This is a genomic window from Bacillus sp. 205(2023) (assembly GCF_037027485.1).
Taxonomy (GTDB): Bacteria; Bacillota; Bacilli; order Bacillales; family Bacillaceae; genus Bacillus; species Bacillus halotolerans.
The window spans coordinates 1,052,866-1,071,605 of sequence record NZ_JAXCHF010000001.1; the positions used below are offsets into that span (position 1 = coordinate 1,052,866).

At 41.7% G+C, this 18,740-nt stretch carries 15 protein-coding genes; 7 read left to right on the forward strand and 8 right to left on the reverse strand.

The features are described from left to right. Positions 1-518 precede the first annotated feature (518 nt). The gene (locus WA325_RS05400; protein ID WP_248337307.1) at positions 519-1,892 is read left to right on the forward strand and encodes an amino acid permease; all 1,374 of its coding nucleotides are present in this window, start codon (positions 519-521) and stop codon (positions 1,890-1,892) included. A 241-nt stretch (positions 1,893-2,133) separates the two neighbouring features. Here the strand turns inward: WA325_RS05400 and WA325_RS05405 are convergent, their stop codons facing one another. Next, positions 2,134-2,766, reverse strand: coding sequence for a LysE family transporter (locus WA325_RS05405; protein WP_024122275.1), 633 nt, complete (start codon positions 2,764-2,766; stop codon positions 2,134-2,136). 153 nt (positions 2,767-2,919) lie between these two features. Between WA325_RS05405 and WA325_RS05410 the strand changes: the two genes are divergently transcribed. The 5 genes from WA325_RS05410 (at position 2,920) to WA325_RS05430 (ending at position 8,112) form a co-directional block, all read left to right on the forward strand. After that, a complete protein-coding gene (locus tag WA325_RS05410; RefSeq protein WP_059293538.1) occupies positions 2,920-3,747 on the forward strand; it encodes a TrmB family transcriptional regulator in 828 nt (275 codons plus the stop codon). A 250-nt stretch (positions 3,748-3,997) separates the two neighbouring features. Beyond that, positions 3,998-4,498, forward strand: coding sequence for an RNA polymerase sigma factor SigV (gene sigV, locus WA325_RS05415; protein WP_024122276.1), 501 nt, complete (start codon positions 3,998-4,000; stop codon positions 4,496-4,498). Beyond that, complete coding sequence (gene rsiV / locus WA325_RS05420) at positions 4,498-5,355, forward strand: anti-sigma-V factor RsiV (protein WP_151174392.1); 858 nt, start codon at positions 4,498-4,500, stop codon at positions 5,353-5,355. Before sigV ends, rsiV begins: the two co-directional genes overlap by 1 nt. 129 nt (positions 5,356-5,484) lie before the next feature. Next, positions 5,485-7,383 carry an acyltransferase family protein gene (locus WA325_RS05425; RefSeq protein WP_336183292.1) on the forward strand — a complete coding sequence of 633 codons (1,899 nt, stop codon included), beginning with the start codon at positions 5,485-5,487 and terminating at the stop codon, positions 7,381-7,383. Between the two features lie 465 nt (positions 7,384-7,848). After that, positions 7,849-8,112: a YrhK family protein gene (locus WA325_RS05430; protein WP_207203690.1), complete on the forward strand. Its 264-nt coding sequence runs from the start codon at positions 7,849-7,851 to the stop codon at positions 8,110-8,112. A 330-nt stretch (positions 8,113-8,442) separates the two neighbouring features. On the opposite strand, the gene cypB is transcribed toward WA325_RS05430, so the two are convergent. From cypB to WA325_RS05465, 7 genes are all read right to left on the reverse strand, one after another. Next, complete coding sequence (cypB, locus tag WA325_RS05435; RefSeq protein ID WP_202853952.1) at positions 8,443-11,607, reverse strand: bifunctional cytochrome P450/NADPH--P450 reductase CypB; 3,165 nt, start codon at positions 11,605-11,607, stop codon at positions 8,443-8,445. A 16-nt stretch (positions 11,608-11,623) separates the two neighbouring features. Continuing rightward, positions 11,624-12,214 carry a TetR/AcrR family transcriptional regulator gene (locus WA325_RS05440; protein WP_024122281.1) on the reverse strand — a complete coding sequence of 197 codons (591 nt, stop codon included), beginning with the start codon at positions 12,212-12,214 and terminating at the stop codon, positions 11,624-11,626. A gap of 222 nt (positions 12,215-12,436) precedes the next feature. Then, positions 12,437-12,985 (reverse strand): class I SAM-dependent methyltransferase, encoded by a 549-nt coding sequence (locus WA325_RS05445; RefSeq protein WP_227597894.1) that lies wholly within the window; start codon positions 12,983-12,985, stop codon positions 12,437-12,439. 188 nt (positions 12,986-13,173) lie between these two features. Continuing rightward, positions 13,174-13,332, reverse strand: coding sequence for a hypothetical protein (locus tag WA325_RS05450; RefSeq protein WP_125825436.1), 159 nt, complete (start codon positions 13,330-13,332; stop codon positions 13,174-13,176). 166 nt (positions 13,333-13,498) lie between these two features. Beyond that, positions 13,499-13,648, reverse strand: a complete 150-nt coding sequence (locus WA325_RS05455) for a YrzI family small protein (protein ID WP_105953524.1) — start codon at positions 13,646-13,648, stop codon at positions 13,499-13,501. 396 nt (positions 13,649-14,044) lie between these two features. Then, entirely contained in the window at positions 14,045-14,845 is an 801-nt protein-coding gene (locus WA325_RS05460; protein ID WP_105953523.1) for a formate/nitrite transporter family protein, read from the reverse strand. A 264-nt stretch (positions 14,846-15,109) separates the two neighbouring features. Further along, complete coding sequence (locus WA325_RS05465; RefSeq protein WP_024122287.1) at positions 15,110-15,478, reverse strand: DUF2294 domain-containing protein; 369 nt, start codon at positions 15,476-15,478, stop codon at positions 15,110-15,112. Between the two features lie 315 nt (positions 15,479-15,793). On the opposite strand from WA325_RS05465, the gene fdhF reads away from it, so the two are divergent. Further along, the gene (gene fdhF, locus WA325_RS05470; RefSeq protein WP_336183293.1) at positions 15,794-18,736 is read left to right on the forward strand and encodes a formate dehydrogenase subunit alpha; all 2,943 of its coding nucleotides are present in this window, start codon (positions 15,794-15,796) and stop codon (positions 18,734-18,736) included. Positions 18,737-18,740: the final 4 nt, after the last annotated feature.

The following is an 18,740-nucleotide window of genomic DNA, read 5'->3' on the forward strand; positions in this document are numbered from 1 at the left end:
CGTATCTCAACACAAAAGCTTGCACCGATTAAAAAATAATTTCGTTATTTGTCTAAACAAACACCCTTTTTTGGTGTTTTTGATCTATGATTCACTCAGGTTGTCCCCCTTCAAAAGTAATAATTCGTAAACAGTTTACCACTCTCCGTGAACATATTGGTGACAAAGTTCTGATACTTCGGAAAATACATCTTAAAGATCAGGGCAAACAACCCAAAACTTAATCTCTTGTCATTATAAACATGACTGAATGTAAACTCTCTATTCTTCTTATAACCTTATTATTTTAATAAAAAATAGTTGGATATATTATTAGAGCGGCAGAAAAGAAATCCTTTACACATCCTGGTGGATATTACACCTTATAAAAATAGATACATTAGTTACATTTAATTAAAAAAATCAATAAAATTTAATATAATATAAGTTTCCTGTTATAATGATAGATAAAAAATTCAGGAAGCTATGATTCCTAAACAACCAAGATAACTATATTTTTTATTGGAGGAAAACATAAAGTGACGGACGATTCCACTATGGACAATTCTCTGCACAAACGGAAATTGTCCAGAGGCCTTAAAAACAGGCACATACAACTCATAGCGATTGGGGGGGCAATCGGAACTGGTTTATTCCTAGGATCAGGGAAATCAATACATTTTTCAGGACCCTCTATTTTATTTGCTTACATGATCACGGGCGTATTTCTCTTTTTCATTATGCGTTCACTGGGAGAGCTGCTCTTATCTAACGCGGGATATCACTCTTTTGTCGATTTTGTAAGTGATTATTTAGGAAATATGGCAGCATTTATTACCGGCTGGACGTACTGGTTTTGCTGGATCTCACTTGCTATGGCTGATTTAACAGCTGTCGGTCTTTATACACAATATTGGTTTCCTGGTGTACCCCAATGGATGCCAGGGTTCATTGCGCTTATGATGTTGCTCATCATGAATCTAGCGACTGTAAAACTTTTTGGTGAATTGGAGTTCTGGTTCGCATTAATCAAAATCATCGCAATACTGGCACTGATTGTTATCGGTATTGTCTTGATCATAAAAGGATTTTCCACACAGTCAAACATCGCCTCCTTCACGAATCTTTGGAGTCACGGCGGCATGTTTCCAAATGGTTTACATGGATTTATCCTCTCATTCCAGATGGTCGTGTTTGCATTTACGGGCATTGAACTTGTGGGGCTTACTGCAGGCGAAGCAGAAAACCCAGAAAAAGTAATCCCTAAAGCAATTAACAATATCCCTATTCGAATTTTGCTTTTTTATATTGGCGCTCTTCTTGTGATTATGAGTATTTATCCATGGAATATCATCAATCCTGCTGAAAGCCCATTTGTTCAAGTATTCTCAGCGGTCGGTATCACAGCAGCCGCCAGCATCATTAATTTTGTTGTACTGACATCTGCTGCTTCAGCTGGCAATAGTGCTTTATTTAGTACAAGCCGGATGGTATACTCGCTTGCCAAGGATCATCATGCACCTGACCCATTGCAAAAGCTGACTGCCTCAAATGTACCAAGCAATGCATTGTTCTTTTCAGCCATTGCCATTCTTATTGGTGTTATTCTGAACTATGTAATGCCAGAGCAAGTCTTTACGCTTATCACAAGTGTTTCTACTATATGCTTCATCTTTATTTGGGGCATTATTGTGATTTGCCATTTGAAATATCGGAAAACAAGACCGGATGCAGCAAAGGTGAATACATTTAAAATGCCGCTTTTTCCATTATCCAATTACGTAACACTGGCTTTCCTAGTGTTCATACTGGTTGTGCTGGCACTCGCGAAAGATACGCGTGTTTCCCTATTTGTCACTCCAGTTTGGTTTCTCTTATTGATGATTGCTTATAAAGTTCGTCATACTAAGTGAAATCATAAAAAAAGACAAGGGAGCTGTTTATCCCTTGTCTTTTTTGTGTGCTGCGAGGCACTGGATATTCCATGTTTTACGATCCCGCTCATGTAGTGTCATGATCTTTTCCCGTACGAATGTCTCCAAATAAACGTATGCTGAAGCTAAAAACATACCTGCCTCCGTGATTTAATCTCCATATTTATCAAAAGACTCCGTTCAAAATATGAACGGAGTCTTTTGATAAGTGGCCGTGACATCAATTTAAACCAGTTTTAATACCAAACCCAACTAATATGATTCCCGTTATTTTTTGAAAAGCTTTCTGGAACTTGGGATTTTTCATCCATTTTTTTGCGTAATCAATGATATAAACGAGAAAGAGGAACCATAACACCGCTAATAGGGTGAGAATTGAAGCTAAAATAATAAGCTGCTGGTTTACATTTCCCTTCAGATTGATGAATTGGGGCATGATCGTGACATAGACCAAAACCGTTTTGGGATTGAGAATGTTACTGAGTGACCCTTGCATAAAGGAAGATTTATAGTGTCGTTTCGGAGAAATTGCTGCGGTTTTTGCTTGAGCTTGCATATCGTCTAAAGAAAACATATTTTTTGCAAAAAAACTTTTTATCCCTAAATAAATTAAGTATGCTGCTCCCAAATATTTGATTGTTGTAAAAAGAATCACCGACTTGGCAATGACCATTGATAAACCTAGAATGGCAATAACCGTCCAAAAAGATAGTCCCGTTGCCAATCCAAGAATATTATATCGGCCAGCCTTTGCGCCATACCTAAGGGTATTTTTCATAACAAGCATCGTATCTGCTCCTGGAATGATAACCATCATGGCAGCGATCGGTATGTATGCGAGTAAGCTGTGCATGTTCTTTCCCCCTTTAAATGAATCGCCTTAATATATAGTGACTACTAAAGTAACTCCCTACAAAAAGTGTATCAATACGTTTGGAAAAAATCAATATGGTTTGTTAAAATAGCGATTACAAAGGCAGCGACTGCTCTTTATATTGGAGGATGTATGAAGGAAAATATGTTAGACATTTTAAAAAACCTCAATTTTACCGAATATGAATCAAAAGCTTATCTGGCATTATTGCAAGAATCGCCTTTAACCGGCTATGCGGTAGCCAAAAATTCCGGCGTGCCTCGTTCAAAAATATATGAAGTCTTGGAAAGCCTTGTCTTAAGAGGAGATGTTTTTGTAAGCCACGGAAACACGCCTCAGTATGTCCCTGTACCCGCTAAAGAACTGATTAAAAACCGACGGCTCAAAGCGGAAGAGAATTTTGACCAGGCTGAAAAATACTTTGAAAAATTCGAACAGACCGCAAATGACCGGGAAAATATCTGGAATATTACCGGCCGCAGTGAAATTCTTGAAAAGGTGAAGGCTTGTATATTATCAGCAAAAAAAAGAATCCTCTTGGAGATCTGGAAAGAGGATTTCAAAGAGGTGGAATCAGAGCTGAGACAGGCGGCAAATAAAGGTGTCATTGTCACCATTATTGCCTACGGAGATATCGCATCTGATTTTGCTAATGTGTACCTTCATGATATGAGCAGTGAAATTACAGAAGAGTATGACGGACGGTGGCTTGTATATAGCGGAGATGATTCAGAAGTAGTAGCAGGTATTGTCTCTCTTGGCAACGATAGCCGTGCTGCATGGACGATGCATGTAGGTTTAGTCATGCCTATTACAGAAGTGATCATTCATGATCTGTATCTCATGGAAATTATGAAGAAGCATAGAGGGCTTTTAGAAGATAGTTTTGGAAAAAACCTCATCCAGTTACGACGCAAATTTTCAATCCACTCAGATTTTAAAAAACATTACTTGGAATAGAACACATGATATTTCCTGTATACCATGTAACCAAAAAACATGGCTTGTATCAACAAGTCATGTTTTTTTATGCACTCCCCCATTAATAGGGTCTTTTCCGTTTATTTTTAAGCAATTGATCCTCCCCTCCCGCTCCTGATCACTTTTTTTAAAAAAATAATATCTGCGCAAACTATTTTTCAAACTGCCCCGTCTATCCTAGGTAACGTCCTACGATATACGTATATTCAAAAAGGAGCCCTTTATTGCAATGAAGAAAAAACAAACAATAAAAGCGTTGCTTGTCACATGCATAACTGACCATAAGCAAGATTTCTACAGGTTAGCCTTCAGTTATGTGAAAAATCAAGATGACGCATTAGATATTATTCAGGAATCTATAAAAAAAGCGCTCAGCTCAGTTGAAACGGTCAGAAACCCTGAGACGATAAAAAGCTGGTTTTATAAAATCTTAGTACGTACAGCTATTGATTTTTTGCGAAAACAAAAAAAGTTAAAGGTGATGGATGACGAAACGATAGAGTTTTTAAGCTCAGGAAAGGAAGATCACTATAAGGACACTGATCTTCATGAAGCGCTCGACGAATTGCCGTCACACTATAAAACAATTATTATTTTGCGTTTTTTTGAAGACCTCAAATTAGAAGAAATTGCGGAAATTACAGGGGAAAACTTGAATACCGTCAAAACGCGCCTTTACAGAGCATTGAAGCTGATGCGCATTCAGTTGACGAAGGAGGATCTTTCTTAATGGATAAGAGATTACAGCAATTAAGAGAAGAATATAAAAATGTCCAGATTCCTAAAGAACTGGATATCATTGTCGAAAAAGCCCTTCAGCAAAAACCAAAAAAGAAAAGAATCGTCATGTGGCCGACATCAGCAGCTGTCGCGGCAGCTATTTTATTCACTGCACTTGTCAACATCAACCCAGATGCAGCTCAAGCTATGTCAAAAATCCCTGTCATCGGCAAGATCGTCAAAGCCATCACTTTTATTGAGATCAAAGAAGAGAAAGATGAATCAAGCATCGATGTCAAAACGCCTGCTCTGTCGGGACTTTCTAATAAAGAGCTTGAAAACAGCATCAACCAGAAATATTTGAAAGAAAGCAAGCAGATGTATAAAGAATTTATACAGTCCACATCCAAAAATAAAAAAGGACATCTCAGCATTTACAGTGATTACGAGACAGTAACAGACACGCCAGATTTAATTTCTATTCGGCGAGATATTGAAAAAACACAAGCATCATCTTACACACAAAGCCGTTATATCACAATTGACAAAAAGAATGATATCTTACTTACCTTAAAAAGCTTATTTAAAGATGACCGCTATATCAAAGTCATCAGCCAAAACATCAAAGAACAAATGAAACAGCAAATGAAGGAAGATCCAAATAAAATCTATTGGGTCACTGACGAGGATGCAGAACCATTCAAACACATTCAGCCTGATCAAACGTTTTATATTACAGAAGACCATAAACTTGTGATTTCATTTGATGAATATGAAGTTGCCCCCGGCTATATGGGCGTTACAGAGTTTAAAATTCCGACCAGCGTCATCTCAAATCTGCTCATGGGAGAACGTTATGTTCGATAACAGAAAAACATCCATGTCATCATCTGTCATGGGTGTTTTCCCTTTCGCAAAGGGACCTGACAAATATCAAGAAGGCGTAACCTTGCAGCCAAAACAACAAGAATATCTGCACATTATTGGAGGAATACCATGTATCACAAGACACAGCATCACCGCTACATCACTGGACTCGATGGCCTTCGGGCTTTTGCCGTCCTGGCAGTTATCGCTTATCACCTAAACTTCAATTGGGCTAACGGTGGCTTCATTGGAGTTGATATCTTTTTTGTATTATCAGGCTACTTAATTACATCTATTATATTGCCGGCACATGGAAATAATATCAGCCTTGATTTTCGGGACTTTTGGGTGCGCCGAATTCGGCGGCTTCTGCCAGCGGCTTACCTTATGATCATTTCCGCTGTTATTTGGGTCGTCGTGTGCAACCGGGAACTTCTGCACACTGTGCGCGGAGATGCCATCTCTTCTCTCTTTTACATGAGCAATTGGTGGTTTATTTTTCATAAACTCTCGTATTTTGATAGCTTCGGATCCCCGTCACCGCTTAAAAACCTTTGGTCATTGGCAATTGAAGAGCAATTTTATATTGTATGGCCGATGTTCTTGGTTGCTGGAATGTACATATTTAAAAACCGTGCGAAACTGGCGGCAGCGGTATCGTTGCTTGCGCTCTGTTCAGCCGTGATGATGAGCGTACTGTATGAACCCGGCGGAGATCCGAGTCGCGTGTATTACGGCACAGATACTCGTTCGTTTGAACTTCTCATAGGATGTGCTCTGGCTCTGATATGGCCGATGAAAAGGCTGTCTTCCAACAGGCTGCCATACAAACTGAAGCGCCTTTTGTATGGCACAGAACTATCGGCGTTTTGTATTTTAGTTTTGTGTGTCTATTTTACAGATGAATACGAACCTTTTCTTTACAGAGGCGGAATGTTTTTAATAAGCATTACCGCAGCGGTCCTTATTGCATGTGTATCCCATCCGAGCAGCTTTTTGGGCATTCTGCTTTCATGGAGGCCTCTTCGTTGGCTTGGAACGAGGTCTTACGGTATTTATCTTTGGCACTACCCTGTTATTGTGTTAAGCACGCCGGTTCAAGAAATCGGAAACCCTGTTTTTTGGCATATTGCGCTAAAGATCATCGCTACATTTATACTCGCCGAGCTTTCCTATCATTTTATTGAGAAGCCGATACGGACAGAAGGGGTTAAGTCATTTTTCTGCCGGGCTTTTATTCATAGAATTCGGGAATGGAAAACGACATCTGTCATCAGCAAAATGTCAATTGGCTTCGTCATTCTCGCTATGCTTATTTTTGCAGGGGGACTGTCAGGGGTAGCCGGAGAGAAAAAACATCCGCAATGGACGTATAGCTCACAAGAAACAAGCGCTGACACAAACCAGACGTCAGAGCATAGAAAGATGGCAGCATCCGATAAAGACGGAGAAAACAAATCCAAACAAAAAACAACAGCCTCAACTAAAGATCAAGAGGAAACGAGCGCAAAAGGACAGGAGACTAAGAAAAAAAAGGACATAAAATCTCAGAAAGAACCGGCAGCTGCTGATAAAGAAGTATTAGCTATAGGGGATTCCGTCATGCTTGATATCGCCTCCAGCCTCCGTCAGTCTCTTTCACATGTCATAATTGATGGGAAGGTGGGAAGACAAATGTCTCAAGCTTTAGAACTGACACGGGAATACAAGTCTTTTAATCAGCCGAATAAAGCCGTCATCATTGAACTGGGAACCAATGGCTATTTTACAAACAGCCAAATCGATCAATTGCTTACATCTTTCTCAAAAGCTCATATCTATCTTGTCAATACGCGGGTTCCCCGGCAATGGGAAAGCAAGGTGAATGAAGCTTTGCGGCAGCAGGCTAACACGCATAACAATATTACGTTGATTGACTGGCATACAGAAGCTCTCCAGCATCCGGAGTATTTCACCCCCGACGGCGTACACTTGGTTCCTCAAGGGGCTAAAGCTTTAACCGCTCTTATCATTCAGGCAATAAAATAGATTAGCAAAAAAGAGGTCCTGCTTAGACCTCTTTTTTGCGATAGATCAATTCCAGCTGCGTGCAGCAAACTGCTTTTAAAAAAGGATTGCCGTTCACATTGATGACATGGACCAGGCATAAAACCTAATCTATTGGTAATTTATATTCTGCATTCTAAAATTATTCCTTCCGCTTCGTTCTCAAACTCACCTAATACGATAATAACCTTCGATTCTTTATTCATATTGCCACCCCCTTCGCTTATGGTCCATTTATATTACAACATTTTTCAATTTATGTTAATAAATAGGTATAAGAAAACTCACAAACTACCGCCCTTCCTAACTTGAGAAATGGCTGACCTATATATGGTCCTCATCATTTTTATTTCTAGCTGTGAAGCTCTTATGTTTACCTATCGTTTACGTGAGGGTAAGCAAATATAGAATGGAGGGATCATCGTGGAAGCTAATGCAGAAAAAGAGATGAAAAAGCAAATAAATCGATACGAGCTTTTTTTCAAAAAACGATATAAAGTTCTCTATACAGTAAACGATTTTATCATTGGCGCTTTATTTTTAATCGGCAGCTTTTTCTTCTTTTACGATGAATTAATGTCTGCAGGGATATGGCTGTTTGCGGTTGGCAGTTTCCTGCTTTTAATCAGACCGACGATTCGTTTGGTTCATGATTTTCATTACAGAAAACATCTTGAGCGTCTATATCATCATGGAACATCCTCTGACTAGATTGGAGTGTGAGGAAGCGAACAGACAAATGCATAGTCTCAAATCGGATAGTCTAACTCAAACGGCAGGATGAGATGCAAGAATAAAAAGGAAAAAACGTTTGATTAAGTTTCTGGAAAATTAAACTCCAAGATACAAATATATAACTTTATAACTATTTATTTATAAAAAACCAGAAAAAAACCTAAAGTTTTATATCTTTCGGACGATAATAATAACAAGGCCGGCGCGATACTCCCTATAACATCCTTTTCAGTAGATTTCAATATCGTGCCGGTTTTTTTCACATGCTAAAGCAATCCCGCCATCTCTGGCGGGATTTATTTTTACTTACATTCCAGTCCATACATCTTTTACATAACGTTTTTGATCTTGCAGCTTCTTCAGCCATTCTGCTGACGCTTCCTGACTTGCTCCTTTGTCAGCTTCATAAGCCGCACGCAGTGTGTTCTCTACTTCAGGAGCCATTTGCGCACCATCGCCGCATATATAAACGTGCGCACCTTTCTCGATCAGTGAAATTAATTTATGTGCATCTTGTTTTAGCAAGTGCTGAACATATACTTTTGGTTCGTCTTCCATTCGTGAATAGCATCGATGGACTGTTACCAAACCGGCTTTTTCCGCCTTATCAAGCTCTTCTTTATAAAGATCGTCATGATCAGGACGCCGGCATCCGAAGTATAAATGAGCTTCTCCAAGCGCACTTCCTTCCTTCTTCAGAACGGATCTGGCCTGGATGAAACCTCTGAATGGCGCAATTCCTGTACCCGGCCCCACCATAATAAGAGGGGTTTCAGGATCATCAGGCAGTTGGAACCCAGATTGCGGCGTCCGAATGAAACAGGCAACCGTATCACCTTGACGGAGTCCGGCTAAATAATTGGATGCAACGCCCTTGTATTCTCCGCGTCCGCTCCAAGCTGAGGCCTTTACAACTCCCACCGTCATACTGACCCTATTTGCTTTGACCTTCGGTGAGCTTGAAATTGAATAATATCTCGGCTTTAGTGATGGCAAAAGCTCTAAAAACCGTTCAAACGGCATTTCACAGGCCGGATAGTCCTCTAACAGATCCAGCATTGTCACACGTTTTGTCAGAACCTGTTCCTTGTACATTTCATCACTCGATACAAGTAATTCCAGCTCTTTTTTATGAGGCGGGCATACTGTATATGAAGCCAGCTCACGAAGCTGAAGCCTTGAAGCAGAATCCTGCAGCTCTACGTAGGATGATAATAACTCCGTCACTCTGATCGGCCGATCCAGCGGAAGGTGAGCCATATGCGGGCTCCCGTTCAGTTTTATCACAGCCTGCGGCTGCAAATCGAATCGGTTGAGAACCCGTTGAACCAGCTCTTGACTGTTTTTCGGCAATATTCCGATGTGGTCGCCTTCTTTATACGTTTTTGAGTCAGGGAGCTCCAATTCTATATGACGCGTCGAACGCAAACTGCTTGCTGTCTGAAGCTCACGGTTTTCAAGAACGATACCTTCAAACGCGCCATACGCTTTAGCAAGCGGTGTCTCTGTTGCTTCACTGAGGAATGTAATGGATAGTGACGGCTTCGTTTCTTTCTCGGTTATTTCATTCACGTGAAAGGCTTCCATTGTTTCCTTCCAAAAGCGGTTCTCCCAAGACTCGCGATGGCTTTCAAAGTCATCGGCCGCATCGCCTTCCCCAATGGATGTCAATCGTGATGCTCCTTTTGATGCCATCATGTCATCGATAAGGCGAGGAATTCGCTGATACGTGCTGGCCCAGCTCCGGTTTCCGCAGCCAAATACCGCATAGGAAACACCCTTTAATTGACCTTCCTCCAACTCTCCCAGCCACTCGACAAAGCCAGCAGCATTATCAGGCGGCGCTCCGTTATATGAGGCAGTCACAATGACAACAGCGCCTTGGTCGGGGAGTTTTCCAATGTAATCATCAAGAGGTGCAGTTTCCGCTGTAAAGCCGAGCCGGCGCCCGTAAGCTGCCAATTCACCTGCCATGCCTTCTGCGGTGCCGAGGTTTGAACCGTAAAGAACGAGTAAAGGTGTGCCGTGTTTAGGTTTTGTCTCGTTTTCCTTTGTTTCGTGCGCGGTGCCAGTCTGTTCTTTTTTCTGAACATTCATTTGGACCGTTTTCCTTGGTTTCACTGTAATTTTAAAATCATCCGGTTTAATTGTTAATGCCTCTTTGATTTTGAGCTCGTAACCAGTGTGATTCATCAATTCAAAGTGCTTTAATACAAGTCCGAGAACCATTGTCGCTTCTTGAAGCGCAAACTGCATCCCGATACACGCCCGCTGGCCGTTTCCAAACGGTTTATACGCATGGTGAGGAATATTCTCAGGGTTCTCAAACCGTTCCGGACGAAAATCTTCTGCATCTTCACCCCAAGCGTTTTGATCTCTGTGAAGTTTTGGGATCAAGACGGATACGGGCTGTCCTTTACTGATAGGGTATTCGCCGCCTAAAACTGTATCCTCCTTGGCATAAAGAGAAAAAGCGGGCGCTGTCGGATACAGCCTAAGCGTTTCATTGAGAACCATCCGAACATATTTCAGCTGCTGAATGTGTTTATATTCAGGCGTGTCTTCCGTTAACACGCGATCGGCTTCCTCTTGAGCTTTTTTAAGTTTTTCCGGATGTTTAAGCAGACAGTAAATCGCAAAGGAAAGCAAGCCGCTCGTTGTTTCATGGCCTGCGATTAAAAACGTGATGATTTGATATCTGATGTTTTCATCATCCAGTGTCTCACCCGTTACAGGATCTTTCGCATAAAGCATGAGCGATAACAGATCCTTAATGTTTTGGTCCGGGTTTGCTTTTCGCTCTGCTATAATTCTGTCAACCAGCGAATTCATCACTTCGATATCCTTTTGGAACTGCTGTCTCGTTTTGACCATCATCTTATCCTGCAGGCCCAGTCTTTTTGTTTGATTCATTCCTTCTTTTAAAGCCCGGAGCATGCTGGTGATAAACGGATGCTGCGTATCACGGTAAAAGCTGTTAAACCGATAGTTAAATCCGCATAACCCGATGGTATCAAGCGTCAGGCGGGTCATATCGTCCGCCACGTCAATTTCTTCATTCGGATTCAGCCGGCTCCATTTTTGAATCAGCTGTGTCGCGATATCCAGCATCATAGAATGATAGCCTTTCATTGCTTTTTGACTGAAGCTCGGCAGCAGAATACGATGGGCTTTCTGCCAATTCGGCTCGTGCGTCCAGCTAGTAAACAACCCGTCTCCTCCGAACTCACGCACTTTCAGCAAGCCTTTTCCAAGGTTTTTGTCAAATCGGCTCTCGTCACACACTTCAGCAACGAGTTCATGGCCTGATACGAAAACGCCGGATACACCAGGAAAATCGAAACGGAAAATCGGCCCTAACTCATCAGCAATCCGCCATAAGGATTGGGAAAGCTGTTCCTTTTCCAAATGCGGGAGGTTTTTTAAAGGTCCGTATGTTTTCGGCTGAGGTATTGCACTTGCCTGTTTCATAAACATCTTCCTTTCTTTATTCTTCTGAAGTCAATGAATGAAGTTTAATCGCGTCCCAGCAGCATTGCTCCAATTCAGAAATCAAATCAGCATTCATCTCTATATCACCTTGTTGCACAAGCTGATACAACTTGAGAAATGCGCCTAATACAATCGCAATTAATACATTGGAGGGCAAGGAGCGGATCACTCCTTCTGTTTTTCCCTTGTTAAAGAAATCGTCAAGCATTTGAGTCAGGTTTTCTATCATTTTTTTGCTTGTTTCATTTAAATAGTGAGCATCCTTTTTCGTTTCAAGGAAAAATAGCGCGTAGTCGCTCTCCTTCGTAAATTGAACGAGACAGCAAAATATGTGGCGAAAGCCCTCTCTGACAGGCATTTCAGAATAATTTCGCTTTACCTTTTCTGAAAAACGCTGAATGCTTTCTTGAAACAAAACATTGACGAGTGTTTCTTTGCTGTCAAAGTAGCGATAAATCGTGCCTGTACCAACTTCAGCTCTTTTTGCTATCATTGGGATGGTGGTGGCATCAAATCCTCTTTCCGTAAAAAGCGAAAGCGATGCCTTCATGATCAAATCGTATTTACTGATAAGTGCGGATGCCATGTAAACTTAAAACCTCCGATCCATTTAGGAATGAACATTCATTCCGGTTGTTCATAAATGATATCCACTCTGTCTCAAATCACCTCTTACCCATTCTTATGTTTATAGTTTATATGAAAAAAACTTTTTTTAATATAAATGCTATGCAAAAAATATAAAATTAAGAAAATATACCCAAATCCCTGAATGTCAGAAGTCTGGATATATTTCCCGAGAAATTTTTTATTTAACAGCGACAATACAAAGACACGAATCGCGTCTGATGACAGAAATGTCTCTAAAATGCTGATTTTGCAGCAATTGAATATATTTTTTCTCGTTTTTTTCTGCATTGTTATCAATACTGATGTAAAATCGGCCGTCAATTTGAAGCACTCGATAAATCTCTCTTAATGCGAGCCTGACATCAGTACAAGCCTGAACCGTATGTAAAGAAAATACTTTATTGAAGGTACGGTCTTCAAAGGGGATCCTTTCCGGATGACCATGGAAAATGCCCCCTTGATCTGTTTTCTTTTGCTTTTGGATTGCACGAGATACCTGTCTTACTTTTCGCTTAGAAGAGTCGATGCTTTTTATGCTTCCCTTTTCAAGTTTTCCCGTTATTGTCTTAAAGACAGAGCCGTTTCCGGTTCCGATTTCTAAAATTCTGTCATTTTCTTGTATGTCTATAGAATCAATCATCATATGCTCAATTATTTTAGTTTGCTTATATTTCCCAGAAAATAATTTCAATAGGTTCGCTCGTTTATAAAGTTTGTTTTCTAGCATTTTAAACACCTGCTTTTGGTTTCCTGTGCTTATTTATTATATTGAAAAAATAAACATCGCTTCATTTCTTATACAGAATGAAGATATCAACTAGACGGCAATGTGTTTAGAAATGTTTCAACAGAACTGAACATTTTCATTTTTCCCCGCAAAAAAAGGCAGAAAACAAAATGTTTTCCGCCTGCTTTTTAATGCCAATGATATGGGAACATATACAGCCTTTGCTGCTGCATCGCCGCCAGCCTCTGCTGACGGAATGGATTGCCATAGCCGTGTTTGAAGGAATGCGGCATGGATGCATAACCATGACCTATCGACGGCAGCCTTTTTTGTTGAAAGTTCATCATGCCATCACCTGCCCTTACATAAAGTGCTGCTTTTTTATGATATGCAGGACGGCATTTCTTTGACAGCTTCATTCGCTACACTTGGTCCTTCTCCATCGTATAATGCATCAATAGTTCCATTTTAAGCATTTGTCATCTCTCCCTTCTGTATTTTGTTTCCTTTTTTTTAGCGCCAGTTTGTCAAATAAAGATGTTTCAGCTGAGATTTTTTCATTTCATCATAAATCTGCTCGATCTGCTGTTCTTGTTCGAACTCTTCCGGGCTTTTAAACCGTTTGTTAATCGTTAAAGTCAAAAAGAATAGGTTAATCGTCATATCGCTCACCCCCTTTCAAAGTCCGCTCCAAGCGAAATAACCCGCGGCATCTCCCTGCTGCGGGCACATAAAAACCGCAGACAAAAGAAGACACCCATGTCTCTACTGCCTGCGGGGAGTTGCGTATGTCCGACGATTCCGAATTTAATGCGTGCGATAAGCATCGGTTAAGGAAGGACACGGACTCTTCCACAGGCTGAATAAACCATTATAAATTCCTTGTACATTGCGTGAGCCATTAACTGGTCTGCGTCGTTGTCGCATTGTCATTTTGATTCAGCCTCCTTTGCTTTTTTTCTTACTTCGTAAGTATATCCACTAAATTCCATTTTGTAAACATCTTTTTCTAAAAATGGACGTAAATTGTGTGATTCATCAACTGTCTTTGTCCCTTGTTTATGATACCTGTTTCATTTCTTTTCTGGAGCGGTCTTTCTTATGATATGCGATAAAATAGATGAATCCGACAAACACTGCTCCTCCAATAACATTGCCGATAAAAGCCGGAATGAGGTTTCCGATAAACTGCCCCCACGTAAACGAGCCTGCAAAAATGGCAGCCGGAATTACAAACATGTTGGCGACAACGTGCTGAAATCCGATTGCCACAAAGGCCATGACAGGGAACCATATGCCAACAATTTTCCCTGCGCCATCTTGAGCACCGAAGGAAAGCCAAACTGCAAGACACACCAGCCAGTTACAGCCGATGCCGGAAACGAGAACCTTGCCAAAGCTCATATCAAGCTTGCCTTGCGCGACAGCGATCGTCTTTTCCAAATATGGCCCCGTTTCGGTTAAGCCGACAAGATGGCCGAAAAAGTAAGCAACAAACAAAGCGCCGACCAGATTCATAATGGTAACGATCACCCAATTAACCGCCAATTCCTTTAGTGATATTTTTCTCGAAAATAATGCCATTGCCATTGACATCATATTTCCTGTTATCAGTTCAGCCCCTGCAAGAACCACAAGGATCAATCCTACAGGAAATACCGCAGCCCCGATAAAACTGGACAGGCTTCCCCATTCTTTCGGAAGATCGCCGATCACCCTGATATCAAGCAAATAACCGAGTGCGATAAAAGCACCGCCTAAAAAACCCAGCACCAAGAGAGACAGCAGCGGAAGCTTTACCTTTTTCATCCCTGCTTCAATTGCTGCTTCTGCTATTTCATCCGGTTTCCGAAAACCCATACTACATACGCCCCCATTGTTTCTCCATTTTTACAGTTATAAAAGAAAAGCATCAAAAAAGGCAGCACTCAAATAACCTGTATCAATCAGGTGTTTGAATGCTGCCTAACTTGTGTGCATACCCATACAACAACATCAAGCAGAATTAAGATATTGATAGAGAATATATACAGTTCGTGCATACATTCCATTGCTTTTGTCCTTCTATAACTGCAGTAAAAACATCATATCAAATGTGACAATTTTGTGTCAATGGCAAATATGCTAGTTAAAAAGGACTTCTTTTTGGTCGTCAATTTTTCGGTCAAAGACAAAAACAGATACGGCGATATTTTCTTCAATTTTGATATCAGAAAACAAATGAACAAGCTTAGCCCCGATCAGCTCCTCCATTCCTTCCGGCGTTTTTTTAGAGTAAAGGTCTTGAATCAGGCTTGTCCGAGCCGCATGCACCATTTCTCTTCCCTCAGGCGTGCGGGCGATAAACTGCTCGCTCGCGCTCAGGTTGCCGTAGAGCGTCGACACAGCCATATTATCTACAAATACCGTGTGAATCCGTTCAGGTCCTTTGCCGAACAATTCCTTGCGAAGTTTTCGAATAATATCATTGAACTCATGAATTTTCTTTGACATGCTGATTACCCCTTCCGATTTTGCCTTAAAAAAGGCCGTTCCCGGTTCCCCTCAGGACATTTCACTTGGTTAAAATTTTCCTGTCATATTGTATTATAATAAATATCACTTTATAATAAAAGCAGTGTTGATGGATTTGTAATAGGATCTTGTTATGAGTCTATCGGTTTATAAAAATCAAGGATTGGTCTGTTAGTAAGACTTGCTAGTGAACTATTCCGCCATGTGTGTTTACACCTTCTGTGAATGAAAGACAGGTGTATCTATACATGGCTTTTTTGACTTCTTGAAAGAAAGATGGAGGGGAATATGAATATGATGGACGATAAGTCGATCAGTGTCCGCGTTGACGGAACAGAAATTCAAGCACGAGCAGGGGCCACAATTTTAGATATTTTAAATGAAAATGGGATTGAGTATCCGCAAATCTGCCACGTCCCAGAGGTTGATCCGATTCAAACATGCGATACATGCATTGTAGAGGCAGACGGCAAGCTGGTTCGTTCATGCTCTACGGTCGCTGAAAACGGAATGTCAATTGATCTTTCGGGAAATCGGGTGAAAGAGGCACAAACCGAAGCAATGGATCGCCTTCTTGAAAATCATTTGCTGTATTGTACGGTTTGCGATAATAACAATGGGAACTGTACACTGCATAATACAGCGGAAATGATGGGGATCGAGCATCAAAAATACCCTTATACGCCAAAAGAAGATCCGTCTTGTGCGGTTGATATGTCTCCCCCTTTTTACCGATATGATCCAAACCAATGCATCGCCTGCGGCCAGTGTGTTGAGGTGTGTCAGAACCTTCAAGTCAATGAAACACTCTCTATCGACTGGGAACGCGAACGTCCGCGGGTTATTTGGGATGAAGGAGTTTCAATCAACGAATCTTCTTGTGTCAGCTGCGGCCAATGTGTCACGGTTTGTCCGTGTAATGCACTGATGGAAAAATCAATGCTTGGCCAGGCTGGCTTTATGACGGGTATCAAGCAGGATGTCATGGAACCAATGATTGACCTTGTCAAAAATGTTGAACCGGGGTACAGCAGCATTTTTGCCATTTCTGAAGTTGAAGCGGCAATGCGTGAAACAAGAACGAAAAAAACAAAAACGGTATGTACGTTCTGCGGTGTCGGCTGTTCCTTTGAAGTATGGACAAAAGGACGGGATATTTTAAAAATCCAGCCTGTTTCTGACGCTCCTGTTAACGCAATTTCTACATGTGTCAAAGGGAAATTCGGCTGGGATTTCGTTAATTCTGAAGAGCGGATCACAAAGCCTTTAATCCGTAAAAACGGGGCTTTTGTGGAATCTTCTTGGGAAGAAGCCCTCGATCTTGTCGCAAGCAGATTAGGTACAATTAAAGAGACATACGGCAAAGGCTCTGTCGGATTCATTTCTTCTTCTAAAATTACGAATGAAGAAAACTATGTCATCCAAAAATTAGCGCGTCAGGTATTTGAAACAAATAACGTCGATAACTGCTCTCGCTACTGTCAGTCTCCTGCTACAGACGGGTTGTTCCGTACGGTCGGCATGGGCGGTGACGCCGGCACGATTAAAGATATTGCCAAAGCCGGACTCGTCATCATCGTCGGCGCCAATCCGGCTGAAGGACATCCGGTGCTTGCAACACGGGTCAAACGTGCACACAAGCTCCATGGACAAAAATTAATCGTTGCCGACCTGCGGAAAAATGAGATGGCTGAACGGTCTGATCTGTTCATCAGCCCTAAACAAGGTACAGACCAAGTATGGCTGATGGCCGTTACGAAATATATGATCGACCAAGGCTGGCATGATCAAGCGTTTATTGATGAGAACGTGAACTACTTTGAAGACTATAAAGAAACACTTAAAACCTATACGCTTGATTATGCGGAACGCATCACAGGCCTCTCAAAAGAAAGCATCATTCAAATTGCCGAGATGATTCGTGATGCTGACGGCACTTGTGTTCTTTGGGGAATGGGTGTTACTCAAAATACGGGCGGCTCTGATACGTCAGCAGCGATTTCGAACCTGCTTCTGGCAACAGGCAACTACCGCCGTCCGGGTGCCGGCGCTTATCCTCTGCGCGGACACAATAACGTTCAAGGCGCTTGCGACATGGGGACATTGCCAGGCTGGCTTCCGGGATATCAGCATATTACAGATGACGAAGCACGCGCCAAATTTGAAAAGGCTTATGGTGTGGAGATTGAAGGAAAACCAGGTTTAGACAATATTCAAATGCTTCATTCCATTGAAGAAGGCAAGATGAAGGCCATGTACCTTGTTGGTGAAGATATGGCACTGGTCGATTCGAATGCGAACCATGTGCATGATATTTTATCAAGCCTTGATTTCTTCGTGGTTCAGGACATTTTCCTGTCGAGAACGGCTCAATATGCCGATGTCGTCTTGCCTGCCACTCCATCTCTTGAGAAAGATGGAACGTTTACCAATACAGAGCGCCGTGTGCAGCGATTGTATCAAGCGCTTCCGACACTTGGAGACGCGAAACCGGACTGGTGGATTATTCAAGAGGTGGCAAACCGCTTAGGAGCCGGATGGAGCTACAGCCATCCAAGCGACATTTTCTCTGAAATGGCGAGTCTTTCTCCTCTGTTTGGAAAAGCCAGCTATGAGGTGCTTGAAGGCTGGAACACCTTCCTATGGGGCAGCTTCACAGGTGAAAGCACGCCGCTTCTGTATGAAGACGGATTTAATTTCCCAGACAAAAAAGCCCGTTTTGCACTGTCTGATTGGACTGAACCTGCCGCTTTCCCTGAAGAATATGATCTTCACATCAATAACGGCCGGATGCTTGAGCATTTCCATGAAGGAAATATGACAAATAAATCGAAAGGCATTCAATCCAAAGTGCCGAATGTATTCGTCGAAGTATCGCCGGAACTTGCACAGGAGCGCGGCATTTGTGACGGTTCACTGGTTCGCCTCGTATCTCCGTTCGGAGCTGTTAAATTAAATGCGCTCATTACTGACCGTGTGCGAAAAAATGAACTCTACCTGCCGATGAACTCGACAGACAAGGATTCAGCGATTAACTTCCTGACAGGGCCTGCGGCTGATAAACGCACGAACACGCCTGCTTACAAACAGACGAAGGTTCGCATGGAGGTGCTTGGAGGCTGCGAAAGCGCACCGCTTCCTAAAACAAATCCGCGTAACAAGAAACGGAATCCGCAAAACGGCGTCGAGGCAGAAAGAAAATGGAACCGTCCGGGTTATGTCCATTTGACTGATTAAATGA

Bases quoted from the DNA above. Each gene is read 5' to 3' on its own strand.
- WA325_RS05405 (WP_024122275.1), bottom strand. From the start codon at position 2,766: ATGCACAGCTTACTCGCATACATACCGATCGCTGCCATGATGGTTATC.
- WA325_RS05410 (WP_059293538.1), top strand. From the start codon at position 2,920: ATGAAGGAAAATATGTTAGACATTTTAAAAAACCTCAATTTTACCGAA.
- sigV (WP_024122276.1), top strand. From the start codon at position 3,998: ATGAAGAAAAAACAAACAATAAAAGCGTTGCTTGTCACATGCATAACT.
- rsiV (WP_151174392.1), top strand. From the start codon at position 4,498: ATGGATAAGAGATTACAGCAATTAAGAGAAGAATATAAAAATGTCCAG.
- WA325_RS05425 (WP_336183292.1), top strand. From the start codon at position 5,485: ATGTATCACAAGACACAGCATCACCGCTACATCACTGGACTCGATGGC.
- WA325_RS05430 (WP_207203690.1), top strand. From the start codon at position 7,849: ATGAAAAAGCAAATAAATCGATACGAGCTTTTTTTCAAAAAACGATAT.
- cypB (WP_202853952.1), bottom strand. From the start codon at position 11,607: ATGAAACAGGCAAGTGCAATACCTCAGCCGAAAACATACGGACCTTTA.
- WA325_RS05440 (WP_024122281.1), bottom strand. From the start codon at position 12,214: ATGGCATCCGCACTTATCAGTAAATACGATTTGATCATGAAGGCATCG.
- WA325_RS05445 (WP_227597894.1), bottom strand. From the start codon at position 12,985: ATGCTAGAAAACAAACTTTATAAACGAGCGAACCTATTGAAATTATTT.
- WA325_RS05450 (WP_125825436.1), bottom strand. From the start codon at position 13,332: ATGATGAACTTTCAACAAAAAAGGCTGCCGTCGATAGGTCATGGTTAT.
- WA325_RS05455 (WP_105953524.1), bottom strand. From the start codon at position 13,648: ATGACGATTAACCTATTCTTTTTGACTTTAACGATTAACAAACGGTTT.
- WA325_RS05460 (WP_105953523.1), bottom strand. From the start codon at position 14,845: ATGGGTTTTCGGAAACCGGATGAAATAGCAGAAGCAGCAATTGAAGCA.
- WA325_RS05465 (WP_024122287.1), bottom strand. From the start codon at position 15,478: ATGTCAAAGAAAATTCATGAGTTCAATGATATTATTCGAAAACTTCGC.
- fdhF (WP_336183293.1), top strand. From the start codon at position 15,794: ATGATGGACGATAAGTCGATCAGTGTCCGCGTTGACGGAACAGAAATT.